22 protein-coding genes are annotated in these 24,299 nt (G+C 75.3%); 9 read left to right on the top strand and 13 right to left on the bottom strand.

Features of this window, described 5'->3' with window-relative positions:
- The first annotated feature begins 173 nt into the window (after positions 1-173).
- Positions 174-479: a DUF5133 domain-containing protein gene (locus AB0N31_RS02345; protein WP_366056438.1), complete on the top strand. Its 306-nt coding sequence runs from the start codon at positions 174-176 to the stop codon at positions 477-479.
- Between the two features lie 18 nt (positions 480-497).
- On the opposite strand, the gene tgmB is transcribed toward AB0N31_RS02345, so the two are convergent.
- From tgmB to AB0N31_RS02310, 7 genes are all read right to left on the bottom strand, one after another.
- Positions 498-1,484: an ATP-grasp ribosomal peptide maturase gene (gene tgmB, locus AB0N31_RS02340; RefSeq protein ID WP_366056437.1), complete on the bottom strand. Its 987-nt coding sequence runs from the start codon at positions 1,482-1,484 to the stop codon at positions 498-500.
- A 14-nt stretch (positions 1,485-1,498) separates the two neighbouring features.
- Positions 1,499-1,690 carry a putative ATP-grasp-modified RiPP gene (gene tgmA, locus AB0N31_RS02335; protein ID WP_366056436.1) on the bottom strand — a complete coding sequence of 64 codons (192 nt, stop codon included), beginning with the start codon at positions 1,688-1,690 and terminating at the stop codon, positions 1,499-1,501.
- 213 nt (positions 1,691-1,903) lie between these two features.
- Positions 1,904-2,185 carry a YkvA family protein gene (locus tag AB0N31_RS02330; RefSeq protein ID WP_366056435.1) on the bottom strand — a complete coding sequence of 94 codons (282 nt, stop codon included), beginning with the start codon at positions 2,183-2,185 and terminating at the stop codon, positions 1,904-1,906.
- Positions 2,186-2,346: 161 nt separating this feature from the next.
- Positions 2,347-4,452: a xanthine dehydrogenase family protein molybdopterin-binding subunit gene (locus AB0N31_RS02325; RefSeq protein ID WP_366056434.1), complete on the bottom strand. Its 2,106-nt coding sequence runs from the start codon at positions 4,450-4,452 to the stop codon at positions 2,347-2,349.
- Entirely contained in the window at positions 4,449-5,459 is a 1,011-nt protein-coding gene (locus AB0N31_RS02320; RefSeq protein ID WP_366056433.1) for a xanthine dehydrogenase family protein subunit M, read from the bottom strand. The genes AB0N31_RS02325 and AB0N31_RS02320 overlap by 4 nt, the downstream gene beginning before the upstream one ends.
- Complete coding sequence (locus tag AB0N31_RS02315; RefSeq protein WP_366056432.1) at positions 5,456-6,016, bottom strand: 2Fe-2S iron-sulfur cluster-binding protein; 561 nt, start codon at positions 6,014-6,016, stop codon at positions 5,456-5,458. The genes AB0N31_RS02320 and AB0N31_RS02315 overlap by 4 nt, the downstream gene beginning before the upstream one ends.
- Positions 6,017-6,141: 125 nt before the next feature.
- Positions 6,142-7,287, bottom strand: coding sequence for a hypothetical protein (locus AB0N31_RS02310; RefSeq protein WP_366056431.1), 1,146 nt, complete (start codon positions 7,285-7,287; stop codon positions 6,142-6,144).
- An 850-nt stretch (positions 7,288-8,137) separates the two neighbouring features.
- On the opposite strand from AB0N31_RS02310, the gene AB0N31_RS02305 reads away from it, so the two are divergent.
- Positions 8,138-8,638, top strand: a complete 501-nt coding sequence (locus AB0N31_RS02305) for a roadblock/LC7 domain-containing protein (RefSeq protein ID WP_366056430.1) — start codon at positions 8,138-8,140, stop codon at positions 8,636-8,638.
- 73 nt (positions 8,639-8,711) lie between these two features.
- Here the strand turns inward: AB0N31_RS02305 and AB0N31_RS02300 are convergent, their stop codons facing one another.
- Complete coding sequence (locus AB0N31_RS02300) at positions 8,712-9,248, bottom strand: hypothetical protein (RefSeq protein WP_366056429.1); 537 nt, start codon at positions 9,246-9,248, stop codon at positions 8,712-8,714.
- A gap of 300 nt (positions 9,249-9,548) precedes the next feature.
- Between AB0N31_RS02300 and AB0N31_RS02295 the strand changes: the two genes are divergently transcribed.
- On the top strand, positions 9,549-11,192 hold the full coding sequence (locus AB0N31_RS02295; protein WP_366056428.1) for a serine/threonine-protein kinase: 1,644 nt from the start codon (positions 9,549-9,551) through the stop codon (positions 11,190-11,192).
- 233 nt (positions 11,193-11,425) lie between these two features.
- Positions 11,426-11,680, top strand: coding sequence for a hypothetical protein (locus tag AB0N31_RS02290; protein WP_366056427.1), 255 nt, complete (start codon positions 11,426-11,428; stop codon positions 11,678-11,680).
- 131 nt (positions 11,681-11,811) lie between these two features.
- On the opposite strand, the gene AB0N31_RS02285 is transcribed toward AB0N31_RS02290, so the two are convergent.
- The 3 genes from AB0N31_RS02285 to AB0N31_RS02275 all read right to left on the bottom strand — a co-directional run bounded on the left by AB0N31_RS02285 (position 11,812) and on the right by AB0N31_RS02275 (position 18,835).
- Positions 11,812-13,176, bottom strand: a complete 1,365-nt coding sequence (locus tag AB0N31_RS02285) for an FAD-dependent oxidoreductase (RefSeq protein WP_366056426.1) — start codon at positions 13,174-13,176, stop codon at positions 11,812-11,814.
- Between the two features lie 182 nt (positions 13,177-13,358).
- A complete protein-coding gene (locus tag AB0N31_RS02280; RefSeq protein ID WP_366056425.1) occupies positions 13,359-16,052 on the bottom strand; it encodes a SpoIIE family protein phosphatase in 2,694 nt (897 codons plus the stop codon).
- Positions 16,053-16,285: 233 nt separating this feature from the next.
- The gene (locus tag AB0N31_RS02275) at positions 16,286-18,835 is read right to left on the bottom strand and encodes a SpoIIE family protein phosphatase (protein WP_366056424.1); all 2,550 of its coding nucleotides are present in this window, start codon (positions 18,833-18,835) and stop codon (positions 16,286-16,288) included.
- A gap of 147 nt (positions 18,836-18,982) precedes the next feature.
- Between AB0N31_RS02275 and AB0N31_RS02270 the strand changes: the two genes are divergently transcribed.
- A complete protein-coding gene (locus AB0N31_RS02270; protein WP_366056423.1) occupies positions 18,983-19,837 on the top strand; it encodes a DUF72 domain-containing protein in 855 nt (284 codons plus the stop codon).
- Between the two features lie 48 nt (positions 19,838-19,885).
- Here AB0N31_RS02270 and AB0N31_RS02265 read toward each other — a convergent pair whose 3' ends face one another.
- Complete coding sequence (locus AB0N31_RS02265; RefSeq protein ID WP_366056422.1) at positions 19,886-20,557, bottom strand: lipoprotein; 672 nt, start codon at positions 20,555-20,557, stop codon at positions 19,886-19,888.
- A gap of 131 nt (positions 20,558-20,688) precedes the next feature.
- Positions 20,689-21,291 (bottom strand): CGNR zinc finger domain-containing protein, encoded by a 603-nt coding sequence (locus tag AB0N31_RS02260; protein ID WP_366056421.1) that lies wholly within the window; start codon positions 21,289-21,291, stop codon positions 20,689-20,691.
- A 38-nt stretch (positions 21,292-21,329) separates the two neighbouring features.
- Here AB0N31_RS02260 and AB0N31_RS02255 point away from each other — a divergent pair, with 38 nt between their 5' ends.
- The 4 genes from AB0N31_RS02255 to AB0N31_RS02240 all read left to right on the top strand — a co-directional run bounded on the left by AB0N31_RS02255 (position 21,330) and on the right by AB0N31_RS02240 (position 24,083).
- Positions 21,330-22,622, top strand: a complete 1,293-nt coding sequence (locus tag AB0N31_RS02255; RefSeq protein ID WP_366056420.1) for an MFS transporter — start codon at positions 21,330-21,332, stop codon at positions 22,620-22,622.
- Positions 22,623-22,734: 112 nt separating this feature from the next.
- Positions 22,735-22,899 carry a 50S ribosomal protein L33 gene (gene rpmG / locus AB0N31_RS02250; protein ID WP_073498959.1) on the top strand — a complete coding sequence of 55 codons (165 nt, stop codon included), beginning with the start codon at positions 22,735-22,737 and terminating at the stop codon, positions 22,897-22,899.
- Positions 22,900-23,116: 217 nt separating this feature from the next.
- On the top strand, positions 23,117-23,239 hold the full coding sequence (gene ykgO / locus AB0N31_RS02245) for a type B 50S ribosomal protein L36 (RefSeq protein ID WP_073498960.1): 123 nt from the start codon (positions 23,117-23,119) through the stop codon (positions 23,237-23,239).
- 307 nt (positions 23,240-23,546) lie between these two features.
- Positions 23,547-24,083: an isochorismatase family cysteine hydrolase gene (locus AB0N31_RS02240; RefSeq protein ID WP_366056419.1), complete on the top strand. Its 537-nt coding sequence runs from the start codon at positions 23,547-23,549 to the stop codon at positions 24,081-24,083.
- Positions 24,084-24,299 lie beyond the last annotated feature (216 nt).

Raw genomic sequence — 24,299 nt, 5'->3', positions numbered from 1 at the left:
CACGGGCCGCCCTCCGGGGCGGCACGGGATCGGCACGACAGGACCGGGGCTCGGGGACCACGGGGCCAAATGGCGAAAAACATACCCCCGGAGGGTGACACGCGCCCCATCCGTGCATGAATCACCCGGGGCCGGGCACACGACGCCCACCACACCTGGAGAAAGGGGCGCTCGTGATCGTTCCGGACCCGAAGACCGTCAGGACGCTGCTCACCCGCTACGCGACGCTGAGGATTGCTCAGGCGGAGCGGGAGACACCGCAGACGGCTCGCGAGTTGGAGGACGTCACCTACACGCTGTGCGTCCTCATGGCCACGTCCGACGTCCGTGAGGCGGTCGCCGCCGCGGACGCCCTGCTCGCCGCCGAGGTGCGGCCGCCGGCGGCCCGGCTGCCGAAGCAGGAGACGGACGCGGCGCAGGACGTCATGACGAGGGACGGCGAGCGGGACGAGGAGAGCGGCCTGTTCCTGGCGGTCTGAGGTCGTCCCCGGCCCGGCTCACGGCACCGCCGTACCACAGCGGTCCGCGTGCCGGGCCGATCCTCGCGGGGGAGTTCCGGCCAGCCACCGCGCGATGGTGCGGGCGATCGGCTGGCCGGTGTCCACCTCGACGAAGCCGAACTGGCCCGACTGGTTGCACTCCAGGAACCACCACGTGCCGTCGGCGTCCTCCGCGAAGTCGAAGGCGCCGTAGGCCAGTTCCGCCTCGCGCAGATACGTCAGCACGGCCTCGGCCAGGCGCGGCGGGACGTCGACCGGGCGCCACGGCGCGGTGGACGGCGCGAAGCGCACGTCCACCACCTCCGGGTCGCCGTCGCCGCAGGCCTCCTTGCGGGCGGCCAGCAGGTGCTCGCCCACCGCGGTCAGCCGGATGTCGGCCCGCTTGGCGACCCGCCGTTGCAACAGGGTCGGGCCGTAGGCGACGGCGGCGAAGTCGGTGCCGGGCGGGACCCGGGTGGTGGGCACCGCCCGGGGCGGGTCCTGCGGATGCGCCCCGGACACCGGCTTGACCACCAGGTCGGGGTACCGCTCGGCGAAGTCCCGCGCCGCCTGTGGGAACGTCGTGATGAGCGTGGCCGGCACGGGCAGCCCGCTGCGCTGGGCCAGCCGCAGCTGCCACGGCTTGTGCCGGGCCCGCCGGGACGCGTCCGGATGGTTCATCCAGCGCGCCTCACCGCCGCGCAGCATCCCGTACAGCGCCTGCGAGGCCTCCTCCGTGAGCCACGCGGACGGGTCGGGGGCGCGGGCCGCCGCCGCGCCGGGCCGGCGGACCCACACAGAGCGCAGCGAGTCGATGCCCACCAGCCGCCCCGCGGACGACAGATGGCCCCGGAAGGCGCCGTGCACGTACTCCCCGGAGAGCGCGACGGAACCGGTCAGGTCGGCGGGATCGAGTCGCACGACGGGAACGCCGGCGGCGTTCAGGTGCACGACCACCATGTCCGCCGTGACGTCCTCTTCACTGGTGAGGATGAGCACGGTCATCTCGGCCGCCGCGCTCAGTCGTCGAAGTGCGTCTTGGAGCCCGCTGTGGAGGTCGTCGTCCCGAGCTCTCTCAGCAGGGCGTGGTCGCGGGCGGCGATCCGGCCGTCGAGGAGCACGTTCAACTGCATTCCTGCGTCATAGGCGTACGGAGTGGTGAACTCCAACTCCGCCGCCGGGCGTGCGTAGTTGAGCGCGAACGGTTGCATCGTCTCTCCCTCGTCGGTACTGCGTCGATCAAGCGGTGCCACCGTGCGACGTCACTCGGGCCCGCTGCTGTGGTGCGACCTTCAGTCACTTATACGAATCGAACGGGTGGTTGGTTTCCTTACTCTCCGTGATCACCGCCGGGGTGGGCCGGGCACAGGGAGCTGAGCAGGGGCGATGAGCCTCGTGCAGGGTGAAAACGTCTTCCCGAGCGGTCAGTTGGCGGTGTCCGCGTGGCCGGGGGCGCGGCGCAGCGAGCGCAGGGCGAGGAGCAGGACGCCGATGTCGTCGAGGTAGACCGGGTCGGGCAGCAGGTCGGCCGGGAGCACGAAGTACGCGACCGCGCCCCAGAACACCCAGCGCGGTCCGGTCGGCAGGCCCGCCTGCCGGAGGCCGCGCCGGGCCCGGACCAGCCGCACCATGACGGTGGCGGCCACGGCGAACAGCGCCACCGCCACTACCGCGGCGGCGGTGACGAGCGTGGTGGTCGCATCCACGGGCCCTCCCTGTGCGCGGTCCGTCGCGCGGTGTCCGGTGGTTCCCCGACTGTCGATCCCCCGTTCTCGTCTGCCGAATGCCCCGTCCGGGGGAGGGAAATCGCGCCGACCGGGTGTCGTTCGACACGCCCGCCCCGCCCGCGCGGGCGGGGCGGGGCGGTTCAGCGGCCGGACTCCGGCAGCGCGGTGAGCACCCGGTCCGGGGTGAGGGGGAGTTCGCGGAAACGGACGCCGGTCGCGTGGTGGACCGCGTTGCCCACCGCGGCGGCCGTGCCGACGATGCCGATCTCCCCGATGCCCTTGCTGCCCATGGGGTTGAGGTGCGGGTCGTCCTCCTCGACCCAGTGCGCCTCGACGTCCGGCACGTCCGCGTGCGCGGGCACGTGGTAGGACGCCAGGTCGGACTCCGCGAAGTCGCCGAACGCGGCGTCCATCGTGCTGCCCTCGGTCAGCGCCATGCCCAGACCCATGGTCATGCCGCCGACGAACTGGGAGCGGGCGGTGCGGGCGTTGAGGATGCGCCCCGCCGCGTACACCCCGAGCAGCCGGCGCGCCCGCACCTCGCCGGTCACCGTGTCCACGGCGACCTCCGCGAAGTGCGCCCCGAACGCGTGCCGGGCGTACCCGGGGTCCGCGTCGGCGGTACCTGCGGTGTCGGCGTGTTCGACCAGGCCGTGCTCGGACACGGGCCCCGGGAAGGCGGCCAGCCGGTGCGCGAGCCGGACGCACGCCTCATGGACCGGTCCGCCCCAGGACGCCGTACCGGAGGAACCGCCGGCCAGCGGGGCGGACGGCAGGTCGCTGCTGCCGAGCCGGACCCGGACCCGCTCCAGGGGCACGTCGAGGGCGTCCGCCGCGATCTGCGCGAGGACGGTACGGGCCCCGGTGCCGATGTCCGTGGCGTTGACCTCGACAAGGAAACTCCCGTCCGGCAGGGCACGGGCCGCCGCGGTCGACGGCGACACCAGCACCGGGTAGGTGGCGGCGGCCACGCCCGTCCCGACCAGCAGCGGGCCCTGCCGGCCGGAGCGCGGACGCGGATCGCGCCGCTCCCACCCGAACCTGCGCGCCCCCTCGCGCAGGCACTCCACGAGATGACGGCTGCTGAACGGCCGGCCACTGTCCGGTTCCGTCTCCGGCTCGTTGCGCACCCGCAGCTCGACGGGGTCCATGCCCAGTTCCACGGCGAGTTCGTCCACGGCCGACTCCAGCGCGTACATGCCCGGCGCCTCCCCGGGCGCCCGCATCCACGAGGGGCTCGGCACGTCGAGGGGGACCACGCGGTGCGCCGTACGGCTGTGCGGGGCGGCGTACATGACGCGGGCCGGTACCGCCGCCTGCTCCACGAACTCCTTCACGCGGGAGGTGTGCGTGGTGACCTCGTGGTCCAGGCAGGTCAGCCGGCCGTCGGCGTCCGCGCCCAGGCGCAACCGGTGCAGGGTCGGCGCCCGGTGCCCGACCACCGAGGGCAGGAAGCGCCGCGGCAGGACGATCGTGACCTGCCGCCCGGTGTGCCGCAGCGCGGCCATCACGGCGAGCACCACGTCCGGCCGGGGCGTGCCCTTGGAGCCGAAGCCGCCGCCGACGTGCTCGGCGACGACGGTGATCCGCTCCCCGGCCAGCCCGAACAGAGCGGCGAGCACGTCCCGTACGGTCGTGGTGCCCTGGCTGGAGGTGTGCACCGTGAGGTGCTCCCCGTCCCAGTGCGCGGTGCTGGCGTGCGGCTCCATGGGGTGGTTGTGCAGGGGCGGCACCCGGTAGCCGACGTCGACCCGGGCGGCCGCGGACGCGAACGCCCGCCGGGAGTCGCCGCGTTCGCGGACCGCCGGATGGCCGCCGTTGGCCTCCTCGGGCTCGTAGGCGTCCGGGTGCGTCTCGGACAGCGTGACGTCGTGCGGCTCCGCCGAGCAGTCGACGCGCACGGCGGCGGCGGCGGCCCGCGCGGCCTCCGGGCTGTCCGCCACCACCAGGGCGACGAACCAGCCCCGATGCGGCACCCGGTCGTCCTGGAGCACGGCGAGGATCGGATCGTCCGGCTCGGCGAGCCGCGGCGCGTTCTCGTGGGTGAGCACGGACACGACGCCGGGCAGGCCGAGCGCGGCCGAGGCGTCCACCCCCGTCACCCGGCCGCGGGCCACCCCGGCGGGCACCGGACGGGCGAACAGCCGCCCCGGGGCGGGGAACTCGGCGGCGTAGCGGGCGGTGCCGGTGACCTTCTCGCGGCCTTCCCGGCGCTCGGCCGGAGCGCCCGTGGCGGGTGACCTCATGCGTCCTCCCCGTGCGGCGCCGGGCCGCCGTGCGCGAGCCGCTCGAGGACGTCGACGGCGAGGTTGCGGGCGAGGGGCACCTTGTAGGCGTTGCCGGGCAGCGGCCGGGCCTGCTCCAGTTCGAGGCCGACGGCACGTTCGCACGCCGCCCCGGTCGGCGCCGCCCCCACGAGCGCCTCCTCGGCCCGCCGGGCCCGCCAGGGCCGGTGCGCCAGCCCCCCGAACGCGATCCCCGCGTGCGCGACCACGCCGTCCGACACCGCGAGGACCACCGCGACGGACGCCAGCGCGAAGGCGTACGACGCCCGGTCGCGCGCCTTGCGGTACGCGGACGGCACCCCGGCCGTGGCGGCCGGCAGCAGGACCGCGGTCACCAGCTCGCCCGGCTCCACCACGGAGTCCCGCTCCGGGTGGTCCCCGGGCAGCCGGTGGAACTCCGCCGCGGACACCCGCCGTACGCCCGCGAGCCCGTACAGCTCGACCTGCGCGTCCAGCGCGGCCAGGGCGACCGCCATGTCCGAGGGGTGGGTGGCGACGCAGTGCTCGGAGTGGCCGAGCACCGCGTGATCGCGGTGCACGCCGGCCAGGGCGCCGCAGCCACTGCCCGGCTCCCGCTTGTTGCAGGGCTTGGACACGTCCTGGAAGTACGGGCAGCGGGTGCGCTGGAGCAGGTTCCCACCGGTCGTCGCGGCGTTGCGCAGCTGACCGGAGGCACCGGCGAGCAGCGCCTGCGACAGGACGGGGTAGCGCTCGCGGACCAGCGGATGCGCCGCCAGGTCGCTGTTGCGCACCAGCGCGCCGACCCGCAGCGAACCGTCCGGCAGCTCCGTCACCCCGCCCATGGGCAGACGGGTGACGTCGATGAGGGCGGTGGGCCGCTCGACGCCGAGTTTCATCAGGTCGACGAGGTTGGTGCCGCCGCCCAGATAGCGGGCGCCGGGGTGGGAGGCGTAGGCGTCGGCGGCCTCGGCGAGACTGCCGGCCCGTACGTAGGCGAAGGGCTTCACCGGATCACGTCCTCGACCGCGTCGACGATGCGGGGATACGCGCCGCACCGGCACAGGTTTCCGCTGAGCCGCTCGCGGATCTCCTCCCGGTCGAGCGGCACCGGACCGCGGACCGCTCCCGCGCCGGTGACGTGCGAGGGGTGGCCGGCCTCCGCCTCGGCGAGGGCGCCGACCGCGGAGCAGATCTGCCCCGGTGTGCAGTAGCCGCACTGGAAGGCGTCGCGTGCCAGGAAGGCCCGCTGGAGCGGGTGCGGCTCCTCGCCGTCACCCGACAGTCCCTCGACGGTCGTGACGTCGCAGCCGTCGGCGGCCACCGCGAGCAGCAGGCAGCTGTTCACCCGCCGGCCGTCGACCAGGACCGTGCAGGCGCCGCACTGGCCGTGGTCGCAGCCCTTCTTGGCGCCGGTGAGGTCCAGGTCCTCCCGCAGGAGGTCCAGCAGGACGCGCCGGTGGTCCACCGTCAGGGTGTGCGGCTTGCCGTTGACCCGCAGGGTCGTCTCGGAGCGGTGCGGGGGCGGTGCGCCGGCGCCGTGCGCGGGTTGCTGCTCGCTGCCCATGTCGTGGACCCCTTCAAAAGAGCCGTCGTGCCGTGGGGACCGCGTATCCAGCGGACGGCGCCCGACACGTCCCGGAGGGCGGGAAACGGCCGCGGGGCCGACGGGGACGGGCCGGCCGGCTCGGGCTACCCGGCCTCGTCGCCGGCCGGCTCCCGCGCCCGTGGGCTCTCGGCGGTGGCCGGGCGCAGGCCCTTCGCCGTCTCGCGGAGGCGTTCCAGGGTCCGGCCCAGCTGCTGGAACGGCGAGCCGGCGGGCCTGGCGGCCGGCTGTGCGGGCTCGCCCGGCCCGGCCGCCTCCCGGTAGGCCTTCAGCGCCTCGTGCGCCTGCTCGGCGGCCTCCCGGTACAGGTCACGGGACTGCGTCATGGCCTCCAGCGCCTCCCGGTACCTGGCCACGAGGCTGCGCTCGCGGGCCAGCTCCTCCTCCAGCGTCAGCAGCTGCCACTCGTCCCGCAGCGCGGTCAGCGCGGCCTCGCCGCCGTCCGGCAGCGGCTCGGGCAGGGCGGCGAACCGGGTCACCGCGTCCAGCAGCTCGGTGGGGTGCGTGCCGTCCAGGAAGACGCTGCGCACCGTGAAGTCGGCGGCCTCGTACCCGGCCGGGGCCGGCGACCCCGGCAGCACCAGCGCGCCGCCGCGGGGCAGCTCCACGCCGAACTCGCGCAGCGCCCAGTTCGCGGTCCGCAGCTGGTGCGGTGCCGCACGGTGCTCCACGACCCGGTGGTGCAGTCCGGGCGGCAGCAGCGGGATCAGGGAGCGGCGGCCCCGCTCGTCGGGGGTCATGGCCTCGTGCACCAGCAGGTCGATGGTCCAGGTGTCCCGCTGGGCGCCGCGCAGCACCCGCCGCAGTTCCTTGTCGTCCGCCGGGAGCGCGCTGACGTCGAGGTAGCGGCCGCCGGTGACCGTCTCCTGACCCCACGGGGCATCCTCGTCCCAGGGCCAGAACATGGCGGCCGGCGACGGCCAGCGCAGGTCCCACGGCCGTTCCGCCTCCGCGACCAGCGTCCATTCCTGCCCGCGCCCGGACCACTCGCCGAGCGTCAGCCGGGCCCGCACGGTGATGTCCTCGGGCACCCGCCAGCGGGCCTCGAAGACCAGTTCGCCTTCGGCGGTGTCGACGGCGGGGACCTCCAGGAAGTCCTGGAGGGTGCCGGCCTCCTTGAGCGACCGGAGGTTCTTGCGCAGGACGTCCGGCGCGGTCGGCCCGGTGTGGCGGCCGCGGGTCAGCCACACCGTGGAGGGCGTCGGGGCCGGGACGGTCGGGGAGGTGAGCATGAGTCCCTTCGTGAGGAGCGGGGGCGACGGGGGGAGTGCCAGTATCGCCGTCGCGGCGGGCGGGTGATCGAGCGGGGGTCGGTGCAAAACAGGTCGTGGTGCGCATTCCCGCCTGAGCCCCGCGTCACGCGTGGAGCGGGCCACCCGGGCGACCCGCGCGCCGCGCGCACGCGCCGGCCCGGCGGGGGCGGGCAGCGGCCCCCGGCCGACCGTACGCAGGAGGAACGCGCCGATGGAACCCGGTCTCACAGGACGGACCGCGCCGACACCGGGCCTCTCCCGGGGTATCGGCGCGGCGATCACCGCCGGCCCGGCGCGTCTTCGTGCGCGAGCGCCGCCCCCGGTCGCTGCCGCACCGGTCCCTCGAACCGGAGGAGACCGCCGGCCGTGTCGCCCACCTCGGCTCGCCGTTCGCCGCTCGCCTCCGCTACGACGGGCTGCGCGCTGCGCGTGGACGGCCGGCGCGGCCGGTACGGCCGGCACATCGACTCGGTGCCGCCGTGATCCGTGCCCGGCCCGCACACGGGGTGTGCGGCGTTCACCACCGGACGCGGGCGCGCACCCGTGGTCCCCGCCGCGGCGGCCGCCGACAATCGACCCGGCGGACAGGGCTCGCCCACCATCCGCGTCGGGGCGGGCCCTGTTCCCGTGCCCGGAACAGCCCTCCCGCGGAGCCCGCGGACCGTCTCCCCGGGCCGGGCCGCACGTTCCAGAGGAAAATGCCAAAGCGTCCACCCGGGACCGCCACTTTCCGTAACCTCGGGATCACGCCCTCGGTGGCCGCCCGCTGCCGGGCCCCGCCGGGCCGGTGACCGCCGCGCCGTCGACTCGCGCCGAAAGGAGACTGGTCATGCCCGTCGAGGCCGAGGTCCTCAACGAACTGCACCGGTTGCGCACCCGCATGCCCCAGCTGACGGGGGCCCTGGCGGCCAGCGTCGACGGATTCGTCCTCGCCCAGGACATGCCCGGCGTGCAGCCGGAGGGCCTCGCGGCCCTCACCGCGGCCGCCCTCGGCGTCAGCCACCGCCTGGTGGACCTCACGGCGCGGGGCGAGTTCTGCGAACTCCTCGTGCGTGGGGCCGGGGGTTACGTCGCCACGTACGCGGCCGGCCCCACCGCCGTCCTCACCCTGCTCGCCGACGACCGCGCCAACGTCGGCCGCCTGCACCTCGAAGGCCGGCGCAGCGGCGCCCACATCGCCGGCCTGATGGCGGCCGGGCCCGCACCGGAACCGGCACACCCGGCCGTTCCCACCGTCCCGCCCCCGTTCGAGAACCGTGCCCTGGGCGCCCTGCCGATGCGCATCCCCCGGCAGTTCAGGCCCCAGCGGGGTTCGGAGCACGGCGGCTGAACCGGCCGCCTGCCGCACCACGAGACGGGCCTGCGCCCCTCACCCTCGGCCCCCCCCGCACCACGGAGCAGGTCTACGCGCCGTCTCCCGCCCGTCCCCGGCGGCGGTCGGCGCCGCGCCGCCGGCCCACGACCCGTTCCGTGCCGCCCGGGCTCGCGCCGGGCGCGCTGAAGCCGCCCGGCACCAGCCGCGGCGGTGCCACGGCCGCGGCCGGCGGCGGGCCGACCTCCGCCGCGCGGGTGCCGGGCGGGCCCGCACCGCCGACGTGGGCCGGTGGCGGCGTCGCACGGCCGATGACCCGGGTGTGCGGCATCAGGGCGGCGCAGGCGGAGCAGACTTCGCTGAGCGTCCACACCTGGCCCACGGCCGGGTCGTGCCGCAGCACCAGCAGGACCGCGCCCGCGCAGGCTACCCGCGTGCCCTCGTGCAGAGCGCACCGCTCGCGCCGGCACCCGCAGGCGGCGTCGTGGCGCACCGACGCCGCTCGGGCGTGCGCGGCGGCATGGGCTTCGGCGAAGCGGCGCAGGGCCGCGAGATCGCGCGAGCGCGACGGCATCGCGCACGCGGAGGAACAGGTGACCGACGCGGTGCGGTCCCGGTGTCCGACCACACGAATGGTCCAGGAGCGGCCGGGACGGCGGGCTGACGGCGCCTCAGGGAACGTTTGAGCCAAGACCGGATGTCCTTCGTGCGACGCGGACGGGGAAAGGGGAAGGGCACTGCGTTCCGGTTCCGGCACGGCCCACCGGAGGTGACCCCGTCCAGAGCATGCCCGTGACCCCACGACGCCATTCCCGCCGAGCCCGCACGGCAGGTGCACGGGGAGTTCACACCGGGGCACGGGCGGGCGCGCCGAAGCCTTGGGGCCTGTCCGACGTGACCCGCCGCACAGGCCCTAAGCTGCCCTTCCATGAGCACAGGGGGATCCGACAGACGGGTCGTGGACGGCCGGTTCGAACTGGTCGAACGGCTCGGCGGCGGGGGAATGGGCTGGGTGTGGCGGGCGCACGACCTCGCGCTGCACCGCGACGTCGCCGTGAAGGAGGTGCGGCCCCCCGATCCGGACCTGGCCGAGTACGACCCGGAGGGCGCCCGCACGCTGCGCGAGCGCGTCCTGCGGGAGGCCCGTGCGCTGGCCCGCGTCCACCACCCCAACGTCGTCACCATCCACCACATCGTCGACGGCGGGGACGACACCTACCCGTGGATCGTGATGGAGCTGGTGGAGGGCGGTTCGCTCCAGGACCGCCTGGAACGCGGCACGCTGACGCCCGTCGAGGCCGCGGGTCTGGGCCGCGAGGTGCTGTCCGCGCTGCGCGCCGCGCACGCCGTCGGCATCGAGCACCGCGACGTGAAGCCGGCCAACGTCCTGCTGCGCCCCGACGGCCGGCCCGTGCTCACCGACTTCGGCATCGCCGCCGTCCGCGAGTCCGTCGGCCTCACCGCCACCGGGGCCGTCATCGGCTCACCCGACTTCATGGCCCCCGAACGCGTCAGGGGCAAGGAGGGCGGCCCCGCCGCCGACCTGTGGTCCCTGGCGATGCTGCTGTACGTCGCCGTCGAGGGCCACCACCCGCTGCGCCGCGGCAGCACGCTCGCCACGCTGGCCGCCGTACTCGGCGAGGACGTGCCCGCACCCCGGCGGGCCGGGCCGCTGACCCCCGTCCTCACCGCCCTGCTCGTCCGGGAGCCGCAGGGACGTCCCGACGCGGAGCAGGTCGACCGGATGCTGGCCGCCGTCACCGACGGACCGGGTCCCCGGCCGCCGGCGGACGCCCCCGCCCCCTTGCGGACCTCCTATCCGCTCGCGCCCCCCGCTCCGGCGAACCCGGCGACGGGACCCGTCCCGGACCAGGTCACCGCCGGCCCCCACGGCACCGCGGCCACCGGACCACGCCGGCCGCGCCGCGCCCGCGGGGCGGCGATCGCCGCGGCCGCGGTGAGCACGGTGCTCACCGGCGTACTCGTGTGGGCGCTGCTCCCGCACGCGGGCGGGGACACCGACGACCCGGCCGCACCCCGCGGCACCGCGTCCCGGACCACCGGGTCCACGACCACGTCCCCGAGCGCCGCGCCCGTGGACGGCACCGGTGACCGCACCGACCTCCTCGGCGCCGACGGCCTGCGCAGGGCCGTGGCGAAGCTGACGGAGGCGACGGGCGGCTCGAAGGTCACCAGCCTGGTCGTGTACGAGGAGTACGCCATCGCCACCGCCCCCGTGCCGGGCCGCCCCAAGCTGTACGACCGCTACATGTACCGGGGCGCGGACGTGGCGGTGAAGTTCGGCCCCGGCGGCACCGTCACCGACGGCTCGGTCCCCGTCGATCTCGACGACGTCTCCTGGGACGCCGTGCCCGCGCTGCTCGCCAGGGCCGACCGCACCCTCGGCGTGTCCGACCCCACCAGCCGTTACCTGATCGTCAACCCGGCCTCCACCGTCTTCGACAGCGACCCGAGCCTGAGCGTCTACCTCTCCGACGAGTACGGCAGCGCCTATCTGAAGGCCGACCTCCGCGGCCGGGTCGTCGAGACCCACCCGCGGGACGACGGATAGCCCCGGCGGCGTCCGCGCGCCGGTCCGCGACCGCCTCCACTTGCGGCGCATCCGGCGCCGCGCTTCGGTTGAAGGGAGCCGTCGCCGCACCGGGAACCGCTCCTGTCGACGCCGTCGCCGGGTGGTGGTCCGTCCGGCGACCCGCGCGTCGCCGATGTGCGGGACGACTCCCCCCGGCGCACCGTGCGCAGCGGCCGCGCGGACGCGGCGGAGGAGAAGGAGGGCGAGACGGTATGACGCACCACAAATCCAACCGCGCCGTCGAGGGCGATCCGTACTCCGGCCACGGCGGAGGGCTGCCCCGGCGGCCCGACGAGGAGGAACTCGCGCGGCGCACCACCCTGGACCGACAGGAGGCGGGCCTGCCGGAGGGGCCCGCGGAGAACCCCGACCTCGTGTACCGGGAGGTGCACGAAGCGGTCGATCACGCGGTGGACAACGGGATGATCCCGGGGGCCACCGCCACCCGGCGGACGAGGGAGGACTGAGCGCACGGCGCGGGCCCGCGGGGGCCGGGCCCTCTCCTGGCCCCCGCGGCCCGCCCCGACGGCGGAAAGGGCCCGCGGACGGCAGTCCGGGGCCCTTCTCACCAGAGCTCGCGCACCGCTTCCGCGGCCGGTCAGGCGCCGCTCTCGCGGAGCATGTCCTCACGCTCGACGATCTTGACGCGTTCGCGGCCCTCCGGCTCGCCCAGCGCCTTCTCCGCCGCGTCCAGCTTGTACCAGCCCTCCCAGGTGATGTAGCGGACGCCCCGCTCGGCGAGGAACGCGTCCACCGCCTCGGGAGCGGGGGAGGACGGCGTGTGCAGACGGCCGTGGGCGAAGTCGTCCAGCAGGTTCGACACCGTCTCGTTGGCGTCGCCCTTGGTGTGGCCGATCAGACCGACCGGGCCGCGCCTGATCCAGCCGGTGACGTACGTCGACTGCAGGTGCGCGCCGCTCTCCTCGATGACCCGGCCGCCCTCGTCCGGGACCGTGCCCGAGTCGATGTCCCAGGGCAGCTTCGGCAGCTTCTCCGAGAGGTAGCCGACGGCGCGGTAGACCGCCGTGACGTCCCAGTCCTTGAACTCGCCGGTGCCCTTGACGTTGCCGGTGCCGTCGAGGGCGGTGCGCTCGGTGCGCAGACCCACGACCCTGCCGTCCTCGCCGAGGATCTCCGCGGGCGACTCGAAGAAGTGCAGGAACAGCTTGTGCGGACGGTCGCCGGCGTCGCGGATCGCCCAGTTCTCCAGCGTCTTGGCGACCATGTCGGCCTGCTTGTTGCCGCGCCGGGTGGCGATCGAGCCCTCGTCGTAGTCGATGTCCTCGGGGTCCACGACGACCTCGATGGTGGGGGAGTGGTCCAGCTCCCGCAGCTCCATCGGGGAGAACTTCGCCTGCGCCGGGCCGCGGCGGCCGAAGACGTGGACCTCGAGCGCCTTGTTGGCCTTCAGGCCCTCGTGGACGTTCGGCGGGATCTCGGTGGGCAGCAGTTCGTCCGCCGTCTTGGCGAGGATGCGGGCCACGTCCAGGGCGACGTTGCCGACGCCGAGGACGGCGACCTTCTCCGCCTCCAGCGGCCAGGTGCGCGGCACGTCCGGGTGACCGTCGTACCAGGACACGAAGTCGGCGGCGCCGTAGGAGCCGTCGAGACCGATGCCCGGGATCGACATCTCGCGGTCGGCCATGGCGCCGGTCGAGAAGATCACGGCGTCGTAGAAGGCGCGCAGGTCGTCCAGGTTCAGGTCGGCCGGGTAGTCGACGTTGCCGAAGAGACGTATCTGCGGCTTGTCGAGGACCTGGTGCAGGGCGGTGATGATGCCCTTGATCCGGGGGTGGTCGGGGGCCACGCCGTACCGGATCAGACCGAACGGGGCCGGCATGCGCTCGAAGAGGTCGATGGAGACACCGGGGTCGGTGGCCACATCCGACTTGAGCAGCGCGTCGGCGGCGTAGATCCCGGCGGGGCCGGCTCCGACGATGGCTACCCGCAGGGGGCGGGGCATGATCAGGTTCCCTTCGAGCGGTGACAGATCGACTCGGGGGAAGCCTAAACTGAGGCAAACCTAACCCGGTACGCGGGTCCGGTCTATGGACCCATAAGCGCCATTTATGAGATGCGGACGGCGCCCCGGACGACCTCGCCGAACCCCCGCCGAACGCCCCGAACCGATCCCCGCCGGCCGGCTCAGGGCAGCGGCTGCTCCGCCCAGATCACCTTCCCCGTCGGCGTGTAGCGGGTCCCCCAGCGGTCCGTGAGCTGGGCGACCAGGAACAGCCCGCGCCCGCCCTCGTCCGTCATGGCCGCGTACCTCAGGTGCGGCGAGGTGTTGCTGCTGTCGGAGACCTCGCAGATCAGCGTGCGGTCGCGCAGCAGACGCACCCGGACGGGCGGGCTGCCGTACCGGATCGCGTTGGTGACCAGCTCGCTGAGGATCAGCTCCGTCGTGAACGACAGCTCCTCCAGCTCCCAGCGCGCCAGCTGCCGGGCCACCGCCGCCCGCACCTCGCCGACGGCCGCCGGATCCACCGGCACCGCCCACTCGGCGACCCGGTCCGCGCCGAGCGCCCGGGTACGGGCCACGATCAGCGCGATGTCGTCGTTCGGGCGGGCCGGCAGCAGCGACTCCAGGACGACCCGGCAGGTGCCCTCGGGCGAGCCGTCGCCGTCCCCGAGCGCGGCGCGCAGCCGCTCCAGGCCGGTGTCGATGTCCTGCTTGCGGTCCTCCACCAGCCCGTCGGTGTACAGCACCAGCCGGCTGCCCTCCGCCAGCTCCACCTCGGCCGTCTCGAAGGGCAGCCCGCCCAGTCCCAGTGGCGGACCCGCCGGGACGTCGAGGAACTCCACCCGGCCGTCGGGGCGGACCAGCGCGGGCGGCGGATGGCCGGCGCGGGCGACGGCGCAGCACCGGGACACCGGGTCGTAGATCGCGTACAGGCAGGTCGCCCCGGCCACGGGCGCGGTGGTGCCGTCGGCGGTCTCGTCCTGGTCGATGCGCGCGACCAGCTCGTCGAGCAGCGCGAGAAGCTCCTCCGGCGCCAGGTCCAGGGCGGAGAAGTTGTGCACGGCGGTGCGCAGCCGCCCCATGGTGGCCGCCGCGTGCAGTCCGTGCCCGACGACGTCCCCGACGACCAGCGCGACGCGGGCCCCCGACAACGGCAGCACGTCGAACCAGTCGCCGCCGACTCCCGCCTGCGCGGGCAGGTAGCGGTAGGCGATGTCCAGGGCGCCCTGCTCGGGCAGCGTGCGCGGCAGCAGACTGCGCTGGAGGGTGACGGCCATGCTGTGCTCGCGGGTGAAACGGCGCGCGTTGTCGATCGAGACCGCGGCCCGCGCCACCAGCTCCTCCGCGAGGGCGACCTCCTCCGGGTCGAAGGGCTGCGGCCGCTCCGAACGCCAGAAGCTGACCACGCCCAGCATCAGGGCCCCGGCCCGCACGGGCACGGTGATCAGCGAGTGGATGCCGAACCCCACCACCTGCTCGGTCCGTTCCAGGTCCTGCGCCCGCCAGCCCGGCGACTCGGCGAGCCGGGCCTCCAGCACGGGCCGGCCCTCCGCCAGGCTGCGGGCCTGGGGGGACGAGGCCACGAACCGGATCCGCCCGCCCACCGGGTACAGCGGCGCGCCCGCGCGGGTCGCGCTCAGCGCCGTGCGCCGCAGGGCGCCCTGCGGCTCCGGCTCCCCGCCCTCCAGCACGGCGTCGAAGAGGTCGACGCACGCGAAGTCCGCGAACCGGGGCACGGCCAGCTCCGCCAGCTCCTCCGCGGTCCGCGTCACGTCCAGGCTCGTCCCGATGCCCACCCCGGCCGCGTACAGCATGTCCAGGCGCTCGCGCGCCGCCTCCGCCCGCCCGGACAGGGCACGCAGCTCCGTCGAGTCGCGCAGCGTGGCGACGCTGCCGGCCGGGCCGCCCGCGAGGTCGGTGGGCCGCTGGTTGATCGCCAGCAGCCGCTCCCCGACCAGGTGCACCTCGTCGGTCGCCATCCGGCCGGAGGCGAGCAGCTCGGCGGTGTCGGCGTCCAGGCCCAGGTCGAACACCTTGCGCAGTTCGGCGTCCGGCGGCAGATCCAGCAACCGGTGCGCCTCGTCGTTGGCGAGGAGCAGGTCGCCCTCACCGTCGACGATGATCACCCCTTCGCGTACGGCGTGCAGGACCGCGTCGTGGTGCTCGTACATGCGGGTCATCTCGCGCGGGCCCAGACCGTGCGTCTGCCGCAGCAGGCGGCGGCTGACCAGGGCCGTGCCTCCGGTGGCCAGGGCCAGCGCCACCGCGGCCGTCGACAGCACCAGCGGCAGCTGACGGTTCGCGTTCCCGCCGACGCGGGCGGTGGTGATGCCGGCCGACACCAGCCCCGCGACCCGGCCGTCGGCCGCCTTCACCGGCACCACGGCCTGCACCAGCCGCCCGATCGTCCCGTCGACCTCCTCGACCACCGTCCCGCCGGCCTGCGCCGGGGCCAGCGTGCCGACGAACCTCTTGCCGATGCGGTCCGGTTTGGGGTGGGTGTAGCGGATGCCGTCCGGGTTCATGACGACGATGAAGTCGACCTCCGACGCCTCACGCGCGGCCTCCGCCCGCGGCTGGAGCACGGCCGTCGGGTCGGGGCTCCGCAGCGCCGCCAGGATGCCGGGCGAGTTCGCGAAGGTCTGGGCGACGGCGAGCGAGCGGTTGCGGGCCTCCTCGGTGGTGTCGCGCCGCGCCTGGAGCACCAGGGCGACGACCGCGGCGACGACCAGCAACAGGACGACGACCACCTGCAGGACGAACACCTGTGCGGCGAGACTGCGCCCGCCGAGCGAGGTCTCGGGTGTGCGCCGCACCAGCGGGGCCCGGGGACGACGGGCCGGCCGGGCACCCGATCGCCCCAGGAGTCGGACCATGTGCCATGTCTACACTGCCCGGCTCCGTCAGGCGAGGGGCGTTACGCGATGTGACAGATCGCGGCAACCCTTGCGGCGGCTCGCGGCGCCGGTGCCGCGAGCCGGTCCCGACGGCCTTGACGGCCGCCGCGAGGCGGTTCGCCACCGGGGTCCCCGGTGCCCCCGGTGACGCCGGTGACGCCGGCGGCCCGGTCGATCCCGGTGGCGCCGCGGCGTCCGCGGCTCGGGCCGCCCTACGGCGGCGGGGCGCGGCGGGTGGCGAGCAGCAGGGCTATGTCGTCGGGCCGGTCGGACGCCTGGCGGGCGGTCGCGGTGAGCCGGTCGGCCATGTCCGCGAGGGAGCGCCCCCGCAGGGCGCCCGCTTCGGCCAGCGCCGCCCGCAGGGCGCCGATGCCGTCGTCGATGTCGTGCCCCGGCCGCTCGACCAGCCCGTCCGTGTACAGCGCCAGCACGGCGCCCGGCTCCAGACGCAGCTCCGCCACCGCGTAGTGGGCGCGCGCGTCGACGCCGAGCACCATCCCCTCCGGCAGGTCCGCGACGTGCGTCCGTCCGTCCGGGTGACGCAGCAGCGGCGGAAGGTGCCCGGCGTTGGCCACCCGGGCCAGACCGGTGGCCGGGTCCAGACGGACGTAGCAGCAACTGGCGAACTGGCCGGGGTCGAGGTCGATCAGCAGACGGTTCGTGCCGCTCATGACCTCTTCGGGCGGCCGGTCGCTCAGCGCGAAGGCCCGCACCGCGCTGCGCAGTTGCCCCATGGTCGCGGCAGCCTGCACCCCGTGCCCCTGGACGTCTCCGATGACCAGGGCCAGACCGTCCCCGGCCTCCACGACGTCGTACCAGTCGCCGCCCACCTCCATGCCCTCGGTGCCCGCCAGATAGCGTCCGGCGGTCTCCACGCCCGCGTGCTGCGACAGCCGCCGGGGGAGCAGGGCCTGCTGGAGCCCACGGGCCAGGGCCGCCTCGGTGTCGTAGCGCTGGGCCTTCTCCATCGCGTGGGCGATCAGTCCGGCGAGTGCGGTCAGGACCGTGCGCTCCTCGGAACTGAAACTGCGCGGGCGGTCGAAGCCGAGGATGCACGAGCCGACCGCGCGGCCGGAGGCGATCAGGGGGAGGAAGGCACGGGCGCCCTCCGCCGCGTCCATCGGGATGCCGGGGTAGGCCTCGGCGATCTGCTCCATCGAGTCGAAGAAGAGGGGGCGGCCGGTGGTGAGCGTCTCCACGCCCGGCAGCCGGGCGTCCAGCCCGACGCCCTCGAACGGCGACAGGAAGCCTTCGGGGAAACCGCTCTCCCACGCCAGGTACAGGTGCCTCTCGTGCAGCAGGTAGATGGCGATCCGGCGGCCGCCGAACGCGGGCAGCAGCTCCTGCATGACCACCGCCGACACCTGGCGGGCGGTCACCGCCTCCGTCAGCGCGATGGCCAGCGCGACGGGCCGGTACGGCGGGGCGGTCGAGGCGGCGAGGTCAGGAGCGGGGGTGTCGACCTCCACGTCGGCGGCCGCCGGGGCGTGGGGCACCCGGCTCGCCGGGACGGCGGTGCAGGTGAGGGTGTCGAGGCCGGGGTACACCGCCAGACTCAGCCAGTCGCCCTCGTACGGCCGCGGGGCCGTGGGCCGGTCGCGCCCCGGCAGGCTGTCCCGGCTGCCGGCGTCGTACGGCAGGGGCTCCCCGGAGTCGGGCCGGCGGACGTGGAAGTGCACCGGCTCCGGGCACAGCAGGGCGCCGCGCAGGTGTTCCTCGCACGCGGGCTGGTTCAGCCACGGCACGGCGTCCCAGAGGGACCGGCCGAGCAGCCGGTCCCGGGGGACGCCCAGGAGGTGCGCCGCGCGGGGGTTGGCGTAGACCACCAGCCCGAGCCGGTCGAGGCAGAAGACGCCCTGGGGCAGCAGGTCGGCGGCGCCGTCGGCCAGAGCACCCGGACCCGGGTCGAAGAGGACCCCGGCGACGGGACGCGGGCCGAAGGCGGCTGCCACCGTGCCGGAGGGCCACAGTTCCAGCAGACGCAGGCCGCCGTCGGCGAGGCGGACCTGGACGGGCCGGTGCTGGGGCCGGCCGTGGGCGGTCTCCCGCAGCAGGGCGGGCAGCCGGTGGGCGTCGGCCGGGTCGACGGACCGGGTCAGGGCGGCCAGCGTGCCCGGTTCCCGGTCCGGGGGCAGGCCCAGCAGGGTGCGGGCGGGACCGTCGGCGGTGACGGCGTCCGTCGCCGGGTCCCAGGTCAGGTGGCCGAAGCGGCCGGGGGCCCGGTCCAGGGCGGGCGGGCGCACGCACAGCGGCTCGGCGTCCCAGGTGACGCCGTCGCCCGCCGCCTCCCTCTGCAGCAGGGCGACGCCCAGGTACTCGGCGACGCGCTGCAGGCGGTCGCTCTCGGCCAGTACCGCCGCGGCGTCGTCGGCGGCCGGCCGCAGCACGGTCATCACCCCGAAGGTCCGGCCCGCCGCGCGGACGGGCACGTTGAGCGTTCCGAACTGGAACGGCAGCCCGGCCGCGAACTGCGGATAGCGGCGCATGGCCTCCGTGGCGTTGGCGAGGACCACCGGGACGCCCAGCCGGTAGGCGTCGGCCACCGGGAACGGGCGGTCCACGCTCACCCGGTCCCAGGGACGGAACAGGGGGCCCGGCAGACCGGAGAGGACGGCGAGCCGCAGGAGTCCGGGCGTGCCGGAGCACAGGTACAGGCCCCCGGCCCGGCCGCCCCCGGTCCGCAGTCCGTCCGCCACGGCCTCGGCCAGCAGCGCGGCTGGCGGAGCGGGCGGCTCCCGCCGGTCCCCGGCGCTCCCAGTCATCGACCCACCTCGTCCGTGCGTCGCCCGGAGGGCGACACAGCAAGAATGCGCCTTGCGGGGGCGGGTGTGCATCCGCGCGGGGCGCCGGGACGCGGCTCCCGCGGAGGGACCGGGGCTGATCCCGTCCGTCCGGGGTAACCGGCCGTCATGGGCGAGATACTGATCGGCTCCTGTTCGTGGACGGACCGGGCGCTCCTCGGCAGTGGCTGGTACCCGTCCGGGCGGCGGGACGCGGAGGGCCGGTTGCGGCACTACGCCGAACACTTCCCCGTGGTCGAGGCCGACTCCACGTACTACGCCCTGCCCTCGGAACGCACCAGCCTGCTGTGGGCGGAACGCACGCCGGACGGGTTCGTGTTCGACGTGAAGGCCTTCTCCCTGCTGACCGGCCACCCCACCCGGTCCGCGGTGCTGCCGCCGGGGCTGCCCGACGACGTCCGCTCGCCGAAGGCGCTCGACGAGGTGTGGCGGCGCTTCTCGGACGGCATCCGGCCGCTGCGTGAGGCGGGGCGGCTGGGTGCCGTCCTGTTCCAGTTCCCGCCGTGGCTGCGGCCCGGCCCACGTGCGCGTGCCGTCCTCGCCGCCTGCCGCGAGCGCACCGCGGGGTGGCCGGTCTGCGTGGAGTTCCGGCACCCCGACTGGTGGCGCGGGGGAGAGCGGCGTACGACCGAGGAACTGCTGCGGTCGTACGGCTTCTCCGCCGTCGCCGTCGACATGGAACCGTCGCTGCCGTCCGCGATCCCGCCGGTCACGCCCGTGACCTGCGAACGGCTGGCCGTCGTACGGTTCCACGGCCGCAGCCGCGCCTGGGGGACCGGCAGCAAGGAGGACCGCTTCCGGCACGAGTACACCGACGACGAACTGCGCGAATGGCTGCCCAGGGTGCGCGCGCTCGCCGACCGGGCCGAGCGGGTGCACGTGCTGTTCAACAACTGCTGCGCCGACGCGGCCGTGCGGGCCGCCGCCCGGATGAGCGAACTGGTCGCCGACCGGCAGGGCTGACGGGACGCGGGAGGCCGGACGCGGCGGGCGGGGCCGGTGCCGGTCCCGTCAGGCGGTCACCTCGAGCGTCCTCTTGGCCAGTTCGTACGCCGGCAGCATCGCCTCGTGCTCCTCGGTGTCCATGCCCCCGAGGTGGACGACGACCGGGCCGTCGGGCGTGCTCACGGCCAGGGCGCGCTCCTTCTTCGTCTCCTCCAGCAGCTCGCTCGTCGTGGTGTACTCCACCTCCGTGCCGGAGAGGGAACCGGTCTTGAACGAGCGGTACTCCGCCCCGCTCGCCCCCTCCTCGGCGGTCACGAAGCCCTCCAGCACGGCGCGGGCGTCGGCGTCGCCGGGCCTGCCCGTCCACACCCGGAGGAAGCCGAGCTTGCCGGCCGGCTTGGCGTCGACCTCGCAGGCCATGGTGACCCGGCCCTGGTGCAGGAACGCGTCGGCGAGATCGTCGGTGATCTCGTTGCCGGTCTCGCCCTGCTGGGAAGCCGCGTCGATGGCCTCGGCCTCCCAGAACTCGGCGATGTCGAACGTGACGGGCAGCTCGCAGGCCGAGCCCGCGGCACCGATGCTCTCCCCGAGCGCCGCGACCTCGGCGGTGGCCGACGCCTTCTCCTTCGTACCGGACGCGTCCGGGTCGTCGCCCGACCCCCCGCATCCCGCCGCCAGCCCCGTCAGCAGGGCCGCCGCCGCCAGGCCCCGCCATCCGTTCCCCACCCCGAAGCGCACCGCTGTCTCTCCTCCGCTCGAAACCGGTTCCTTGTTCGATACCGGCGGAGCACTGTAACCGAGGCGGGGACGACGCCGAATGGGCAGGCCGGCACCGTCACGGGCGACGGCCCGCCGGGGACCTGCCGCGGTCAGCCCGGCGGGTCCGTGGTCCCGCCGGTACGGGAGCGGCGGTGGGCGGCCACCCGCTCGCGCGTGGCGCAGCGGCGCGAGCAGTAACGCCGTTCGGGGCCGCTGCCCCGCGCGATGAAGACGTGGTCGCAGGACGGGGACGCGCAGACGCGGCCGGGCGGGCGCTGACGGTCCCAGAGGAGGACCGTCAGCGACATGCCCGAGGAGGCGAGCAGCCACGCGTCCCACGGGCCGTCGTCCGCCCGGTCGAGGTGCGGGTGCCAGGGGGTCCGGCCGGCGTGCGAGCTGAGGCGGAGCGGGCCGGTGTGCTCACGCAGCAGCCGGTTGAGGGCCGCCGCCGCGGCGTCGGCGTCCCCGGCGGCGAAGACCTCCCGCAGGAGGTGCCCGGCCGCCCGCATCCCGGCGACGTCCTCGGGCGTGAGGGTGACGGGTTCCGGTTCGCCGTGGGCGCGCAGGACCTCCGCGACGGCTTCGGGAGGGGGCGGTGGTCCGTCGGTCCCGAGCACGTTCAGGAGGGCGGCGGTGCGGCGGGCGGTGGCCAGGACCGAATGCCGTGTCGACCAGTCGCCGGTGGGTGGGAGCACATGGCCAATGTAACGCATGTTGATCAGGTTTGAGTTACCTCCGTAACGTCTTGCCGATGAAGAAGCGTTACCCCTTGCGTCGTCATCTGACCGGCGCCCTGCTCGCCCGCACGGGCGACGAGATGTCCGGTCCGGCCCTGCTGCTCGTGGCGTTCGCGCGCACCGGATCGGCAGCCGAGGCGTCGGCGCTGCTCGCCGCGGTCACGGTCGCCGCCGCGGCCGGCGGCCCCGTGCTGGGTGCGCTGCTCGACCGCGCCGAGCGCCCCGGCCGCCTGCTGGCGGCGGCCCTCGCCCTGCACGCCCTGGGCCTGACGGCCGTCGTGCTGTGCCTCGGCCGTGCCCCCTTCCCCGTCACCCTCCTCGTCGCCGTCCTGACCGGACTGCCCGGTCCCGCCCTCTCCGGCGGCTGGACGGCCCTGCTGCCCACCGCGACCGGACCGGAACGGGCCACGGCCCTCGACGCGATGACCTTCAGCGCCGCGAGCCTGACGGGCCCCGCTCTCGCGAGCCTCACCGCCCGCCTGCTCGGGGCGCCCGTGGCGGTGGCGGCCTCGGCGGCCCTGATGTGCGCGGCGACGCCGATGACGCCGGCCCCGGTCACGGCGGAGACCGCCACCCCGCCGCTGCCGGGGGCGCGGGCACCCGCCCCGGAGCGCGGGGCCGCCGCGGTCTCTCGGCGCGGGGCGATCGCTGTTCCGCGGCGCCGGGCCACCACCGCCCCGCGGCGCGTACGGGCCCCGCGGTTCCCGGCGCGGCTCGCCGGCCCCTTCGCCGCCGAGCTGCGGACCGGGACGCGCCAGGTCCTGGCGAACCCCCGGCTCGCCGCGGTCACCCTCGGATCGGTCGTCTCCTGCGCCGGCCAGGGCATCCTGACCGCCTGCCTGCCGCTTCTCGGTGAACGGGCCCTGGGCGCGGCCGCGCACGGCACCCTGCTCCTCTCCTGCTCGGCGGCGGCCGCCCTCGCCGCCAACGCCGTCCTCGCGCGCCGGACGCCCGCGCCGGACCCCGTGAAGGTCATGTGCGGCGGGGCCCTGCTCCAGGCAGCCGCGCTGGTCCTGGCGGCGGCGGGAGGAAATCCCGCCGCGCTGGTCGCCGCGGCCGTCGTGACCGGCGCGGGGGAGGGGCCGCAGCTCGCGGCCCTGTTCGCCGTACGGCACCGGGAGGCGCCGGAGCGGTTCCGCGGGCAGGTCTTCGCCACCGGCGCCAGCGCGAAGATCACCGCCTTCGCGGCCGGTGCGGCCGCGGCGGGCCCGCTGGGTACCTGGTCGCCGCCCGGTGCCCTGCTGGTGGCGGCGGCGCTCCAGGTCGTCGCGGCGGGTGTCACCGGGGGACGCCGTCCGCGCCGCTGACCGGTGGGCCGCGCCCCGCTCGGCGCGGGAATGACCCGGCCGCCGCCGCTGTTGTACCGCGCGACTGGCATGCACCGCTCAATGAGAGCGATGCCGGTGAAAGGAGGCCCCCATGGCACGCAGCACGGCGCGCCCCGTCGTCACCCTGAGGTCCACGGCCGGTACCGGCGCGACCTACGTCACCCGCAAGAACCGTCGCAACGACGCCGACCGGCTGGTCCTGCGCAAGTACGACTCCGTCGCCGGACGGCACGTCACGTTCCGCGAGGAGCGCTGACCGAGGAGCGCCGACCAGGAAGAGCCGGCTGAGGAGCACCGGCCGGGAAGCGCGCCGAACCGCATCGGCGGAGGCCCGCCGGCCGGACGGCGACGGCGGAGGCCGGTCGACCGGGCCGTCACGGCGCAGCCCCGCCGACCGGGGCGCGCTGCCGTAAGGCGTCGGCCGGGGTGTTCCAGGGCGTCGGCCCGAAGGTGCGACACAGGAGGAGGCAGTCATGAAGGTGCGCAATTCCCTGCGCTCCCTGAAGTCCAGGCCCGGAGCGCAGGTCGTGCGCCGGAAGGGGGTCACCTTCGTCATCAACAAGAAGGAGCCCCGCTTCAAGGCCCGCCAGGGCTGAGGGCCCCGCAGCGGCCCGGTGGCCCGGGTTCCGGTCGATACCGGAATCCGGGCCACCGGCCTGTCCGCCGCCGGTCACCCGCTCCGCCCACCCGCCGCGCGGACACCGCGCGGCCGTCCTACGGTGGGGGAGCGGCCGGCTCCCCAGGGAACCCCGGCCGTTCCCGGCCGGCGCCGACTTCCCCCGTGTCCGATCCGGCCGGGAACCCCTTCCCACGGGAACCCCTTCCCACCGGCAACGCCGAGCCAGGCCGCCCGGTCGGAGGACAGTCCGTGGTCTTCGCTCCCGAAGGGGAACCCGTGCGGGCATGAGCAACACCGCGCTGATCGTCATCGACATGATCAACACATACGACCACGCCGACGCCGACCTGCTGCTGCCGTCGGCGCGCGAGGTGGTCCCGGCGGTGGCCGGGCTGCTGGAGCGGGGGCGCGGGGCGGACGTCCCGGTCGTCTACGTCAACGACAACTTCGGCGAGTGGCGGTCCCACCACGGCGAACTCCTCGGCACGGCCCTCTCCGGTCCGCACGCCGACCTCGTCGAGCCGCTGGTCCCCGACGACGACTCCCTCTTCGTGGTCAAGGCCCGGCACTCGATCTTCTTCGACACCCCGCTGGCCTACCTGCTCGACCAGCAGGACATCGACCACCTCGTCCTGTGCGGCCAGGTCACCGAGCAGTGCGTCCTCTACTCCGCGCTCGACGCCCACATCCGCCACCTCCGGGTGACCGTCCCGCGGGACGCGGTCGCCCACATCCACGCCGACCTCGCGGACGCGGCGCTGCGGATGATGGAACGGAACATGGGGGCACGACTGTGCGACAGCGGGGAACTGTGGAGCTGACCGACGCCCGGCGGCACGACCACCCCGGCGGACGGCGCCCGGTCGGATCCGGCCCGGCGTTCTGCCTGATCACAGCCCCGGAGTGATCCCCGAAGGCCTTCTCGACGTCTACATGGGCGTATGACCCGGCGCGCGGGTCCGGCTCCCGAGCCGGCACCGCGCGCGGGTACCGGATCCGGCCGTGCGCTCCCCGCGCGCGGCGAGTGGTGGGGGAGA

Source organism: Streptomyces sp. NPDC051051, assembly GCF_040682975.1.
In the GTDB taxonomy this organism is placed as follows: Bacteria; Actinomycetota; Actinomycetes; order Streptomycetales; family Streptomycetaceae; genus Streptomyces.
This window is presented reverse-complemented; position numbering and strand designations above follow the sequence as displayed.